Origin of the sequence: Bacillus sp. BR3(2024) (assembly GCF_039134555.1) — a bacterium.
Lineage (GTDB): Bacteria > Bacillota > Bacilli > Bacillales > Bacillaceae_G > Bacillus_A > Bacillus_A cereus.
The window spans coordinates 346,845-359,941 of record NZ_CP152433.1; the positions used below are offsets into that span (position 1 = coordinate 346,845).

Here is a 13,097-nt window from a genome sequence, read left to right on the forward strand (position 1 = left end):
TTTTTACTTTGTTAAAATGAATTGTAAATTGGGAGTTAGTTTGATTTTTATGGTATTTTTACAATTCTTTTATTTTACATCCATACTTTATTGATACACTGGAAGAGATAAGAAATGAGAGGTAGGGTGCTATGGAGAAGGTAAAGGCGATATTATTTGATAAAGATGGGACATTAATGGATTTTCATTCAATATGGATAAAAGTAGCTGAAGAACTTGTAGCTGAATGTATAAGTTTATATCATTTACCAAGTACAATGCGGCAGACCTTATTAGAAGAGATTGGTGTAGAGGGAGCATTTGTTAATCCAAGGAGTGCAATAGCTGCTGGAACAAGCCTTGATGTAGCGAAGGGGCTTTGTAATTATATTGAGTCTGCTAGAGAAGAAGAGATGCATCAGTGGGTAAGTGAGAAGTTATTTTCCCTTATGTATGAGCATCGTTCGCATATGAAAATGACAGCAGACTTACCGAAAGTGTTACAGGCATTAAAAGATAAAGGATTTATATTAGGGGTTGTCACGGCGGATGATTTCGCACCAACAGAATTATTTTTAAAACAATATAAGTTGGAGAACTTTTTTGATTATATTATAGCCTCGGATACATTCCCTGCGCAAAAACCAGATAAAAAGATTATAGAAGTGTTTTGTGAGAAATTTAATTTAGAATCATGTGAGGTTGCGGTTGTTGGAGATACGCCAACTGATTTACATTTAGCTAAAAATGGCGATTGCTATGCAATTGGGGTGCTATCTGGTACAGGAGACCGCCCAACATTAGAACCACTTGCTGATTTAGTGTTAGATTCTGTTGGAGAGTTTATTTCTCAATCGGGTGAGTTTTTCTGGGAGAAAGAAAAGTCTAATGTGTAAGGAAAATAAGTCTATAAAGACTCTTAATGAGTCTTTATAGACTTATTTTTTATGCCTGGATACAAAGAATATAGGATAAATGCTAGAAAAGAAAGTTGGCATATATTTTGCAATAAAAAGAGAAAACAATGTAAAGAAAAGGATGGGGTACGCAATGAACACAAAAAAATTTGCTAAAGTAAATGAACAAATTCCAGGACCGAAAGCGGCATCTTTATTAGAACGCCGTCAAAATATAGTACCAAAAGGAGTAAGTAACGGCATCCCAACGTTTGTACAATCTGCCAATGGTGCTCTTGTAACAGATGTTGATGGCAATCAGTACATTGATTTTGCAGGAGCAATCGGGACAATTAACGTAGGGCATTGTCATCCAACGGTTAAAGAAGCGCTCCATAAACAAGTCGATCAATACATTCATACTGGATTTAACGTCATGATGTATGAGCCATATATTGAATTAGCAGAAAAGCTTGCGGCATTGGCACCAGGAAGTTTCGATAAGCAAGTCCTGTTTTTAAATAGTGGTGCAGAAGCAGTTGAGAACGCGGTGAAAATCGCTCGTAAATATACGAAGAGACCTGGTATTATCGCATTTTCTAAAGGTTTCCACGGGCGTACATTAATGACAATGACGATGACAAGTAAAGTGAAGCCATATAAATTTGGGTTTGGTCCCTTTGCTCCAGAAGTATATAAAGCGCCATTTCCATACGAATACCGTCGCCCAGAGGGATTAACGGAAGAGCAGTATGATGATTTTATTATTGAAGAGTTTAAGAACTTCTTCATATCGGAAGTAGCACCAGAAACAATTGCAGCTGTTGTAATGGAACCTGTTCAAGGGGAAGGTGGATTTATCGTCCCAAGTATGAAATTTGTTCAAGAAGTACGCCGCATTTGTTCAGAGAACGGCATCTTATTTGTAGCGGATGAAATACAAACAGGCTTTAGTCGTACAGGAAAATATTTTGCAATTGATCACTATGATGTCGTTCCAGATTTAATTACAGTGTCTAAATCATTAGGTGCTGGTGTACCGATAAGTGGTGTCATTGGACGTAAAGAAATTATGAATGAGTCTGCACCAGGTGAACTTGGTGGAACGTATGCAGGAAGTCCATTAGGATGTGCGGCTGCATTAGCTGTTCTCGATGTAATAGAAAATGAGAAATTAAATGATAGAGCGATAGAATTAGGAAAAGTCGTAATGAACCGATTCGAAGAGATGAAAAATAAATATCATTGCATCGGTGATGTGCGTGGGTTAGGCGCAATGTGTGCATTTGAGGTCGTTCAAGATCGTAAGACGAAAGCACCTGACAAAACGTTAACGGCTAATCTATGTGCAGAAGCAAATAAGCGTGGGTTACTGTTATTATCAGCAGGGACGTATGGAAATGTTATCCGTGTGTTAATGCCTTTAGTTATTACAGATGAGCAACTTGAAGAAGGTTTAACAATAATTGAAGAATCATTGCAAGCTTGTTATGAGCAAACAAACATCGCTCGCGTTTAAAAACTGAAGTATAAATAGCAAACATTCTAGCTGACTCTATATTAAATGCAGAAAATTCACTTTATAATAAAGGTAGTGAAGTGGATCGATGGATTTGAAGTTAGGGGTGGCTAGGATGGTTGCAGAAAAGGAACGAGTGTTAATGGATTTAAAAGATGTATTTGAATATGCGTTTGACGAAATTTTTGTTACAGATGAGCAAGGAATCGTTGTGCGTGTAAATAGTACATGTGAAAGGCACTACCAACTAGCTGCAGAAGAGTTAGTTGGTAAGCATGTAAAAGAACTACAAAAGGATGGAATCTTTTATCCATCAGCGACATTAGAAGTGATTGAAAAAAAGAGGCCAATTGAACTCGTTCAAACGACAAAATCAGGAGAGTATTTACACGTTCGTACAAGGCCTGTTTTTGATGATGAGGGAAATTTAAGAAGAGTGATTAGTTATTCTCGCGACCTTACTGAACTCTATCAATTACGTCAAAAGGTAGAGGAAATGGATAATCAGCTAAAAACATATAAAAAAGAATTAAGAGAAACATATGAGCATGAAGGACTTATTTTTAAAAGTCTAGCTATGCAAAAAATAGTCGATACAATCAAAAAAGTATCTGTAGTGGATAGTACTGTTCTCGTTTTAGGCGAGACTGGAGTAGGAAAAAGTCGATTAGTACGCCATTTACATGAAGTGAGTCACCGTAAGCATGAAAGTTTCTATGAAATTAATTGTGCGGCATTACCAACTAATTTAATTGAATCGGAGCTTTTTGGATATTCAGGTGGATCTTTTACAGGTGCGAATCGTGAAGGGAAAAAGGGACTATTAGAATCCGCGCATAAAGGAACTCTTTTTTTAGATGAAATCGGTGAAATGCCGCTTGAAATTCAAGCGAAGCTTTTGCAAGTATTGCAAGAAAAAACATTTCGTCCTATAGGCGGAAGAGAATTAAAAAAAGTAGATGTTCGAATTGTGGCGGCAACAAATAGAGATTTAAGCGAGATGGTGAAACAAGGAACATTTCGGAAAGATTTATACTATCGTTTGAATGTCATTCCAATTGCAATTCCCCCGCTTAGGGAAAGAACAGAAGATATTTTGCCGCTTATTTATCATTACTTGCAGCACTTTAATAAAAAGTACGGACGTGATGTGAAACTAGCGCCGAGTACGTTACAAATGTTTGTTGGATATCCGTGGGAAGGGAACAATAGAGAAATAGAGAATGTAATTGAGAGAATTGTTATTACTGTTGATGATGTTGTAACGGTAGAGGATTTGCCACTCTCTATGCAAGAGGCTGCAGTTGAACAATCGGGGCAAAGCCTTTATAAAATGCTGGAAGAGGTAGAGAGAAATATAATTCTTAAAGCGTATAAAACGTATGGATCAAGTTATAAAGTGGCTGAGTTTTTGCAAATTAGTCAATCTGCTGCTACTAGAAAAATTAAGAAGTTCATAGAGGAGGAAGAAAACATTGGATAAAAAGGCGACTTTCGTAAGTATAGATAAAAAGGCGATGTATATAAATGGTGAGTGGATTACACTACAAGAACAAATTGAAGTAAATAATCCTGCGACGAAGGAAATATTTGCAACTGTACCAAAAGGCGGAGTAACAGAGGCAAAGCAAGCTGTTGATGCTGCACATGAAGCTTTTAAAACGTGGTCTAAGTTAACGGCAGCAGATCGTGCCACGAAGTTAAAAAAGTGGTTTACGCTTATTGATGAAAATAAAGAAGAGATCGCAGCGATTATGACGAAGGAACAAGGAAAGCCGTTTGCAGAAGCGCTTGGTGAAGTAAATTATGCAAATAGTTTTGTTGAATGGTATGCAGAAGAAGGGAAACGTGTGTATGGTGAAATGATTCCTGCTTCTCATCCGAATAAGCGCATTTTAGTTACGAAGCAACCAGTTGGCGTTATGGCAGCTATTACACCTTGGAACTTCCCGGCAGCTATGATTACGAGAAAGGTAGCCCCAGCGCTTGCAGCAGGCTGTACAGCCGTTGTGAAACCGGCGAGTCAAACGCCATTAACTGCATTGAAATTAGCTGAATTAGCCCATGAAGCAGATATTCCAAAGGGCGTAATCAATATCGTAACAGGTAGTGCAAAAGCAATTGCTGATACATGGATGGAAGATAGTCGCGTTCGAAAAGTGTCCTTTACAGGGTCAACGGAAATCGGGAAAGAGTTAATGGCTAGTGCGGCGCAAACGATGAAAAAAGTTTCGCTTGAGTTAGGGGGTCACGCTCCGTTTATCGTAATGAATGATGCGGATTTAGATAAAGCAGTAGAAGCGGTGATTGGTTCGAAATTCCGTAACGCAGGACAAACGTGTATATGTACAAACCGAGTATTCGTTCAAGAAGAAGTATACGAAGTATTTGTAGAGAAGTTCCAAAAGGCAGTAGGGCAGTTGAAAGTAGGAGACGGTTTCGGTGACGGAACGACTGTCGGGCCACTTATTGATGAGAATGCAGTTTCAAAAGTACAAGAACATATTGAAGATGCTATTCAAAAAGGTGGAACAGTTTTATATGGTGGTCAAAAGGTCGTAGAGTTAGAGGGACATTTCATTCAACCGACTGTAATTGGGTTGGCAAATGATACGATGCTTTGTATGAATGAAGAAACATTTGGGCCAGTGGCACCAGTTGCGAAATTTAAAACAGTTGATGAAGTAATCGAACGTGCAAACAATACACCATACGGTTTAGCTGCGTATATTTTCACGAAAGACATTAGCCAAGCATTCCAAATTAGTGAAGCGTTAGAGTACGGTATTATCGGTCTAAACGATGGTCTTCCATCAGTTGCACAAGCACCATTTGGTGGATTTAAAGAAAGTGGTATCGGTCGTGAAGGAGGCCATTTCGGCATCGAGGAATATTTAGAAATTAAATATATTTCATTGGGACTATAAGTAGTATACTAGAATCTCTATAAGGTAACAGAGAAGGAGATTCTAGTATGGTATATTGGCTATTATTACTTGTTACAATTATTTTTGAAGTAGCTGGAACAATTGCGATGAAACTATCAAATGGTTTAACAAAGCTCGTTCCAAGTGTACTGATTTTCGTGTTTTATGGGATTTGTTTCAGCGTGTTTGCCATCGTTGTGAAAAAGATTCATTTAAGTATTGCTTATGCTATTTGGTCTGGCGTTGGAACATTACTTATTACAATCATTAGTGTGTACTTTTTTAAAGAGCATATTAGTTTATTTCAAGCATTTTGTATTCTTTTTATTGTTTTGGGTGTCATTGGGCTTAAGGTTTCATCGGCATCATGAAAGCTATCTTTTGTAGAAGATAGCTTTTTTCTATTTGTGCAGTTAGCAATTAATACGACAAAATATGACAAGAAAGAGTAAAGCGTTTTGTTATGATACATATGAAATATTGTCTTATGTGGAGGAAAGAGTATGTTAAAAAAGGTAAGTCAAATTGTTTTAATTTTTGGCATAGCTTTTAGTTTAAGTGCTTGCACTGAGACTAAAGATAGTAATGAAAGTAAACAAGAAGATGTTCAAGATAAAGTGTATAAAATAGGGGAGACAGTAGACGTAGATGGTTTGCAAGTAACTATCGATTCAGTTAAATTAGGATATCCGGATTATGATGAGAATAAAAAGAAAGAGGAGATTTTGGGGATTATTTTCAAAGTAGAAAATAATAGTAAAAAGGAAATACCTTTTGCATTTTATGAATTTGAGATTACCGATAAGAAAGGTACAAGATTTAAAGAATATAATAACCCTGATAGCTTTATTAGTAAAAAGTTAGCACCAGATGAAAAAATTCAAGATATCATGCTATTTGACGTAGCGAAAGAAAATACGTATATCGCTACGTATAGACCGGAGTTTACGCATGAAAATAGAACGATAAAATTTGAATTGAGACCAAATAAATAAAGAAACACATTGGATTATCCAATGTGTTTCTTTATGGTAATAAATTTAAAACGCCCAGTTACCTTTACGGAAGATAGGCTCATGTCTGCCATCAGCAGTAATACCGTCAATATCAAGCTCAGCTGATCCAATCATGAAGTCGTTGTGTGTGATACTAGCGTTTGCGCCGTTTTCAGCAAGTTCTTCTTTAGACATTGTTTTTCCGCCAACTAAGTTAAATGCATAAGCATTTCCGATTGCAAGGTGGCAAGATGCATTTTCGTCAAATAGTGTATTGTAGAATAAAACATTTGTGTTTGAAATTGGTGAGTCATGAGGTACTAAAGCTACTTCTCCTAAGAAGTGAGAACCTTCATCTGTTTCTACTAAATGTTTTAAAGCTTCTTCACCAGCTTCAGCTTTATAGTCTACGATACGCCCGTTTTCAAATGTTAACGTGAAATTATCGATAATATTACCTGCAAATACTAACGGTTTTGTACTAGAAACTTGGCCGTTTACACCTGTTTTAAGTGGCATTGTAAATACTTCTTCAGTTGGAATATTAGCCATAAATGGTACGTTCTTTTCATTTAAGCTACCAGCACCAGCCCATACATGTTTTTCTGGAAGTTCGATTGTTAAATCTGTTCCAGGACCTGTATAGTGAAGAGCTTTATAATGCTTTTCGTTTAAGTAATCCACTTTTGTATGTAATGTTTCATCATGTTCTTTCCATGCTTCTACAGGATTTTCTAAATCAGCACGAGTAGCTTTGAAAATAGCATCCCATAACTTTGCTTCTTGTTCTTCTGGCGCTACGTCAGGGAATACTTTCGCAGCCCATTCTTTCGTAGGAACAGAAATGACACACCAACTTACTTTATCTGCTTGTACGTAATCACGGTATACTTTCATTGCTTCTCCAGCTACTTTATGAGCTGTTGCAATACGCGATGCTTCTACACCTTTTAATAAATCAGGGTTTTCTGCATAGATAGACATAAATGCAGCGCCTTCTTTTGCTAATTCTTCACGAGCATGTGCTTTCCAAGATGGAAATTCAGCGAAAGCTTCTTCAGGAGCTAGATCGAACTTTAAGCGTGTTAACGTCTCATCATTCCAATCTACATATACGTGTTTTGCACCAGATTTATATGCTTTTTCTGTAACGAGGCGTACAAATTGTACAGCTTCAAGAGGTGCACTAATTGATAAAGTTTGTCCAGGTTGAATATTAACACCAACATTAACTGCAAGAGCAGCATATTTCTCTAACGTTTGTTCAAATGACATATGTATAATCTCCTTTAATTTGAAAGATTTCTTACTATATATAATACAAGAAAATTCTAAAAATATATATAAATATAAAGTAAAAAGAGAGCTCAAAATGTATTGAGCTCTTACATTTACTTAATTGAGGAAGCAAACTGCTCTACAGTCGTTGTATGGTGTATACGAACGCGCTTCATCTTTAACAATTCATCAGGTTCACCCTTCGTAATGAATTGCCCAGGCTTTGTCGTCGTCGCAAATTGATAATACTTCTTCGTTTCTGCAACAACCTTATCATCTACATGACCGAATGGATAAGCAATCGCGATAACAGGCTTACCTGTTATTTTTTCTAGCTTTTCTTTTGAACCTTTTAACTCTTCCTCATAGTTTGTAATTTTCGGTAAGTCTGCATGTGTTGCAGTATGAGATTGCACCGAGAAAATGCCGGAATTAACCATTTCTTTTATTTCAGAAGTAGACAATGCTCCTTCTACATCAACGTTATCAACAATCATATATTCTGTTGCTGCCGGTTTAAAAGTATCATCTTTTAGCTTTTGTAAAACGCGAAATGCATTCATATTATTTTTCATACCGTCATCAAATGTAACGAAAATCGGCTTATTTACTTTATTTATATCGCCCCAGCGTTCAAACGTTAACAGCGTATAACCATTGCCCTTTAAATGTTTCATTTGTGCTTCAAAGTTAGCTGGTGATACGAATAAGTCTTTAATACCTTGACCATGATAATCATCAATTGCGTGATACATAAGAACAGGAACCTTTTGTTCGAAAGTAATAGTAGATTTCGTAAGCGGGATTGTTTTCCCATCTTCTTTCATTCCTATTGCTTCAATTTGGAACTCACCGCGTTTTCCTTCAAATTCCTTTATATCAAAAGGAAGTGTGAATTGTTTCTCTTTTTCTTTAGAAGAAAAAGATTTAGCACGTTCCTTTCCATCAGCTGTGCGCCAAATTTTATATTGTACTTCATTTAAAGAATCTTTTAAGTCTGTAATATGAATACTTGTGTTTGTAGATTCGTGTGTGATGGGAGTATAAGAAATTTTACCTTGTTCTTGTAGAGTCTCTTTTTGTATAGCTACTTCTTGAACCTTTTTCTCTTTTTTAGGTTCTTGGCTTACATTGCTAGTATTGCAGCCTGCTAGAATGGCAGACGTACATAAAGCAATTGCTGCGTATTTTCTCATAAAAATCACCTTCTATTGTGTAGTATGTTGCATATTGACATTAAAATCCCCACCGCTATAAGAGTGGTGGGGATATACCCTTGTTCATCATATCATTTGAAGAAAATGAGGGGAATATGATTTTTAGGAGGCTATTAAGGTAATAGATTAGTGACTTTGAATAGATGTATTTTTTTGTTTCTTATTAGAATTAATAATAATATAACCGACTACAAAGATAAGAGGAATAATGAAGACATAGATAGGCATTCCCCATACATAATAGCTTTTCAGCGTTAAGACTAGTAAATGTAAGAAATCGAAAATTGCGTGGGCTTTCATAATATCCTCCAATGGTTTTTTGAAAATTATAACATTTTTAACTTGTTATTTGTATAATTTGGAAAGTGATTTAAGCTAATTTTAAAGTAAGAAGAATACATATTAATATGCAATTTTGCATAAGAATATGTATTTTATTAAAATATAAAGATTTTATACTATAATGAAAACCGCTATAAAACTAAGTAAGAATAATGTATGGAGTGGAGAATAGAAATGAAATATAAAAAAATAATATATATCTTTTTCATATCGCTATTTATAGTTGGTTGCCAAAGTGAAGTGAGTAAAGCGAATAGCGTGGAAGAGTATATTCCATCGCATCTTATGAATGCGGAAGTGACGGCGGATATTATGACACTAGAATTTTCTTATGAGATAAAAGAGAAATTAGAGAAAATCGGAAATAAAATGAGCAATAGTATTACAAATAATTTAGATTGGTATTTGAAGTATGCCGAAGAAGAAATTATACCGAAAAAAACGTTTCCTTATCATCAAAACTTAGGTATTACAAAAGAAGAATATGATTTTATGATAGATAAAATGGATAATGCAGAATATATAAATACCAAAGACGGAAAACTCTTTTTTAAAAAGAAAGATCATGAAATTCAAATTCTCTCTGATGAAAATTTGAAGCTAATTAAAAATATTCGAATTGATACAGAGAAGAATACAATTAAAACTCCTTTGGGAGAATGCGAATATGAAGGTGAAATAAAGGCGTCGGATGAACAAAAAGCTACTGGTCCATGGAGTGGGAAGATGTGGACTTTAAAAAGCGATGGATTACTTTATCATTTTTCATTAGGAAAGTTAAAAAACATAAACAAATCTATCATTTACATTTCAATAAAAGGTATATATAAAGATAGGATTATCAATACAGAAGAAGCAGTTGAATTTCACTCGGTTTCATAAAGCATCAAAAAAACACCTTACTCGTTAAAGTAAGGTGTTTTTTTATTAAATAAACAATCCAGCGATTGTCGCAGATAAAATAGAAGCAAGTGTTGATGCAAATAGCATTTTCCAACCAAATTTAGAAACAACGCTTCCTTGCTTTTCAGAAAGGGCACGGATTGTACCAACGATTGCACCAATTTGGCTAATACTTGCGAAGCTAATTAAGAATACTGTAACAATTCCAACTGTACGTGGAGCTAATGTTGTAGCTGTGTCTTTTAAATCAAGGATTGCTACAAACTCATTTAAAACAATCTTCGTACCCATAATACCACCAGCTGGGATAATATCTTGAGTTGGAATACCCATTAAGAATGCGAATGGAGAAAGTACGTAACCGAAGATTTGTTGTAAAGTAACAGCATGTCCCATTGCGCCTGAAGCTGCACTAATTACGTAGTTTACAACTTCCATCACACCGATAAAGGCGATCATTAATGCGGCAACGATACCAGCTACTTTTAAACCATCAAGCGCACCGTTAATCATTGCGCCGATAAAGCTGTCTCCGAATAGAGTTCTATCAAATTTCTGAATCACTTCATCTTCTTTCTTCGTATCAACTGGTGTTAATAACGAACAAACGATTAAGCTTGAGAATAAGTTTAGCGGAAGAGCTGCCAGTACGTATTTTGCATCTAACATCATTACGTATGATGCTGTAACAGAAGCAGAAACGGAGCTCATCGCAGAACAACAAATGATAAACATACGGTTTTTATTGAAATGCTGTAAATCGTTTTTAATAACGATTAACGCTTCACTTGAACCGAAGAATACAGAGTTTACTGCGTGGAATGACTCAACACGTGGTAAACCAGTAATTTTTGAAATAGCACCGCCGACAACGCGAACGATGAATGGTAAAACACCTAAATAACTAAAGATTGAAAGTAGTGCTGAGAAAAATACGATAATTAATAATACGTTTAAGAAAAAGACAAAATCTCTGTGAATTCCATTAAAGAGAAAATCGACACCTGTCGTACCAAGTTTAATTAGTTTGTTGAAAACTTTACTAATGAAAATAATGATTTGTTGACCAATCTTTGTAGCAAACATAAACCAACCGATTAAAATTTGGAAACCAATCATAATTGCAATTGCACGGAAGTTGATTTTACTTTTGTTGTTTGACAAAGCAAAACATAAACCTAACACGGCAATAATACCGATAATGCTCATTACATATTGCATGTAGTTGCCCCTTTCAGAAGTTCGTATAAAGTTTGTACATAAAACGCTCGTTATATTACTAAAAATAAAGGAATGAGGTTTTATGTCATACGTAAGATGTCTGACCTTTTAGAAAAATAAAAATAAAAAAAGACCCATATGGATTCACTTTCATCTATGAGAGAAAGCTAATCAATATGAGTCCTTTTTTGCGCATAGGCTAATATTCATTAGTTTTCCCCATAGTCCAGCAATTTAAGGTTGCCGGGTAGAAACTCTCGATCCATATTATCAAGTATATATGAGGTAACATCGTCCGTATTAAATTAGTAGTAGCGTAACATTAACAGAGAAGTATCGTCAATAGCTTTTTTTCTTCCAATAGAAAAAGACCATATAAGTATGATAAAATGTAACGCAGTGTTATGAAAAAGAGAGGTCGGAAAATGAGTACTAAAATGACGCCACCAGTTGAGAAAAACGAGTTTATAGATGCAGTATTTGAAGATTTAACACATGATGGTGCCGGTGTTGCGAAAGTAAAGGGCTATCCTATTTTCGTTAAAAACGGATTACCAGGTGAAGAAGCGCAAATTAAAATTATTAAAGTGAAGAAAAACTTTGCATTTGGTCGTTTAATGAAGCTTCATACAGAAAGCCCATATCGTAAAGATGCTGAATGCCCAGTATATAATCAGTGCGGCGGTTGTCAGCTTCAGCACTTAACTTATGAAGGACAATTACAAGCGAAAGAAAAACAAGTACGTGACGTTATGCAGCGTATCGGAGGACTAGGTGATGTTCCTGTTCATCCTGTACTTGGCATGAAGAATCCGTGGGTATACCGTAATAAAGCACAAGTACCAATCGGAGAACGTGAAGGCGGACTTGTAGCTGGTTTTTATCGCCAAGGAACGCATGACATCATTAATATGGAATCATGCTTAATTCAGGCAGAAGAAAACGATACATTAATCCAAGAAGTAAAACGTATTTGTGAAAAGCACGGTATCACTGCGTACAACGAAGAGCGTAACAAAGGAACACTTCGTCACGTAATGGCTCGTTACGGACAAGTAACAGGGGAAATTATGCTTGTCTTCATTACGCGTACAGCAGAATTGCCGAACAAAAAAGCAATTATTGAAGAAATTGCAGCGAAATTCCCAGAAGTAAAATCAATTGTTCAAAACGTAAATACGAAGCGTACGAATGTAATTTTCGGAGACAAAACGACAGTACTGTACGGATCAGAATACATTTATGACTTTATCGGTGACATTAAATTTGCGATTTCAGCACGTTCATTCTATCAAGTAAACCCAGAGCAAACGAAAGTGCTTTACGATAAAACGTTAGAATACGCAAAATTAAATGGTAACGAAACAGTAATCGATGCCTATTGCGGAATCGGATCAATCTCGTTATTCCTAGCGCAAAAAGCGAAAAAAGTGTACGGCGTTGAAATCGTCCCAGAAGCAATCGAAGACGCAAACCGAAACGCAGCACTAAACAACATGACAAACGCTGAATTTGGCGTAGGAGAAGCAGAAGTAGTCATTCCAAAATGGTACAAAGAAGGCGTAATCGCCGACACAATGGTCGTAGACCCACCGCGTAAAGGCTGTGACGAAGCATTACTAAATACAATCATCGACATGAAGCCAAACCGCGTCGTATACGTATCGTGTAACCCAGCAACATTAGCACGTGATTTAAAAGTACTAGAAGAAGGCGGATATAAAACACAGGAAGTACAACCTGTTGATATGTTCCCGCATACGACGCATGTGGAGTGTGTGGCTTGGCTTAAGTTGGTATAATAGGAAAGCAGTTGATAT

General features: G+C 36.1%; 12 protein-coding genes and 1 riboswitch. Of the genes, 8 read left to right on the forward strand and 4 right to left on the reverse strand.

Features of this window, described 5'->3' with window-relative positions:
- The first annotated feature begins 131 nt into the window (after window positions 1–131).
- The 6 genes from V7S45_RS01890 (at window position 132) to V7S45_RS01915 (ending at window position 6,316) form a co-directional block, all read left to right on the forward strand.
- Window positions 132–875 (forward strand): HAD family hydrolase, encoded by a 744-nt coding sequence (locus V7S45_RS01890; protein WP_000416672.1) that lies wholly within the window; start codon window positions 132–134, stop codon window positions 873–875.
- 154 nt (window positions 876–1,029) lie between these two features.
- Window positions 1,030–2,394: a 4-aminobutyrate--2-oxoglutarate transaminase gene (gene gabT / locus V7S45_RS01895; protein ID WP_025689708.1), complete on the forward strand. Its 1,365-nt coding sequence runs from the start codon at window positions 1,030–1,032 to the stop codon at window positions 2,392–2,394.
- A 115-nt stretch (window positions 2,395–2,509) separates the two neighbouring features.
- Complete coding sequence (locus V7S45_RS01900) at window positions 2,510–3,877, forward strand: sigma 54-interacting transcriptional regulator (protein ID WP_000225136.1); 1,368 nt, start codon at window positions 2,510–2,512, stop codon at window positions 3,875–3,877.
- Window positions 3,870–5,321 carry an NADP-dependent succinate-semialdehyde dehydrogenase gene (gabD, locus tag V7S45_RS01905; RefSeq protein ID WP_025689704.1) on the forward strand — a complete coding sequence of 484 codons (1,452 nt, stop codon included), beginning with the start codon at window positions 3,870–3,872 and terminating at the stop codon, window positions 5,319–5,321. Before V7S45_RS01900 ends, gabD begins: the two co-directional genes overlap by 8 nt.
- Window positions 5,322–5,368: 47 nt before the next feature.
- Complete coding sequence (locus V7S45_RS01910; RefSeq protein ID WP_000263262.1) at window positions 5,369–5,692, forward strand: multidrug efflux SMR transporter; 324 nt, start codon at window positions 5,369–5,371, stop codon at window positions 5,690–5,692.
- 132 nt (window positions 5,693–5,824) lie between these two features.
- A complete protein-coding gene (locus tag V7S45_RS01915) occupies window positions 5,825–6,316 on the forward strand; it encodes a DUF4352 domain-containing protein (RefSeq protein WP_000915110.1) in 492 nt (163 codons plus the stop codon).
- A 45-nt stretch (window positions 6,317–6,361) separates the two neighbouring features.
- Here V7S45_RS01915 and V7S45_RS01920 read toward each other — a convergent pair whose 3' ends face one another.
- The 3 genes from V7S45_RS01920 to V7S45_RS01930 form a co-directional block, all read right to left on the reverse strand.
- A complete protein-coding gene (locus V7S45_RS01920) occupies window positions 6,362–7,591 on the reverse strand; it encodes an aminopeptidase (RefSeq protein WP_000007349.1) in 1,230 nt (409 codons plus the stop codon).
- Between the two features lie 116 nt (window positions 7,592–7,707).
- On the reverse strand, window positions 7,708–8,790 hold the full coding sequence (locus V7S45_RS01925; RefSeq protein ID WP_001233736.1) for a polysaccharide deacetylase family protein: 1,083 nt from the start codon (window positions 8,788–8,790) through the stop codon (window positions 7,708–7,710).
- A gap of 147 nt (window positions 8,791–8,937) precedes the next feature.
- Complete coding sequence (locus tag V7S45_RS01930) at window positions 8,938–9,111, reverse strand: hypothetical protein (protein WP_000643592.1); 174 nt, start codon at window positions 9,109–9,111, stop codon at window positions 8,938–8,940.
- A gap of 216 nt (window positions 9,112–9,327) precedes the next feature.
- On the opposite strand from V7S45_RS01930, the gene V7S45_RS01935 reads away from it, so the two are divergent.
- A complete protein-coding gene (locus V7S45_RS01935; protein WP_088346582.1) occupies window positions 9,328–10,035 on the forward strand; it encodes a hypothetical protein in 708 nt (235 codons plus the stop codon).
- A 45-nt stretch (window positions 10,036–10,080) separates the two neighbouring features.
- On the opposite strand, the gene V7S45_RS01940 is transcribed toward V7S45_RS01935, so the two are convergent.
- Window positions 10,081–11,277 carry a nucleoside transporter C-terminal domain-containing protein gene (locus V7S45_RS01940; protein ID WP_001200484.1) on the reverse strand — a complete coding sequence of 399 codons (1,197 nt, stop codon included), beginning with the start codon at window positions 11,275–11,277 and terminating at the stop codon, window positions 10,081–10,083.
- A 202-nt stretch (window positions 11,278–11,479) separates the two neighbouring features.
- Window positions 11,480–11,581, reverse strand: a riboswitch (purine riboswitch).
- Window positions 11,582–11,702: 121 nt separating this feature from the next.
- Here V7S45_RS01940 and rlmD point away from each other — a divergent pair.
- Complete coding sequence (gene rlmD / locus V7S45_RS01945) at window positions 11,703–13,079, forward strand: 23S rRNA (uracil(1939)-C(5))-methyltransferase RlmD (protein ID WP_342761635.1); 1,377 nt, start codon at window positions 11,703–11,705, stop codon at window positions 13,077–13,079.
- Window positions 13,080–13,097: the final 18 nt, after the last annotated feature.

What these genes read in the sequence shown, in the direction of transcription:
- V7S45_RS01890 (WP_000416672.1), top strand. Translation starts at nt 132, where the DNA reads ATGGAGAAGGTAAAGGCGATATTATTTGATAAAGATGGGACATTAATG.
- gabT (WP_025689708.1), top strand. Translation starts at nt 1,030, where the DNA reads ATGAACACAAAAAAATTTGCTAAAGTAAATGAACAAATTCCAGGACCG.
- V7S45_RS01900 (WP_000225136.1), top strand. Translation starts at nt 2,510, where the DNA reads ATGGTTGCAGAAAAGGAACGAGTGTTAATGGATTTAAAAGATGTATTT.
- V7S45_RS01910 (WP_000263262.1), top strand. Translation starts at nt 5,369, where the DNA reads ATGGTATATTGGCTATTATTACTTGTTACAATTATTTTTGAAGTAGCT.
- V7S45_RS01915 (WP_000915110.1), top strand. Translation starts at nt 5,825, where the DNA reads ATGTTAAAAAAGGTAAGTCAAATTGTTTTAATTTTTGGCATAGCTTTT.
- V7S45_RS01920 (WP_000007349.1), bottom strand. Translation starts at nt 7,591, where the DNA reads ATGTCATTTGAACAAACGTTAGAGAAATATGCTGCTCTTGCAGTTAAT.
- V7S45_RS01925 (WP_001233736.1), bottom strand. Translation starts at nt 8,790, where the DNA reads ATGAGAAAATACGCAGCAATTGCTTTATGTACGTCTGCCATTCTAGCA.
- V7S45_RS01930 (WP_000643592.1), bottom strand. Translation starts at nt 9,111, where the DNA reads ATGAAAGCCCACGCAATTTTCGATTTCTTACATTTACTAGTCTTAACG.
- V7S45_RS01935 (WP_088346582.1), top strand. Translation starts at nt 9,328, where the DNA reads ATGAAATATAAAAAAATAATATATATCTTTTTCATATCGCTATTTATA.
- V7S45_RS01940 (WP_001200484.1), bottom strand. Translation starts at nt 11,277, where the DNA reads ATGCAATATGTAATGAGCATTATCGGTATTATTGCCGTGTTAGGTTTA.
- rlmD (WP_342761635.1), top strand. Translation starts at nt 11,703, where the DNA reads ATGAGTACTAAAATGACGCCACCAGTTGAGAAAAACGAGTTTATAGAT.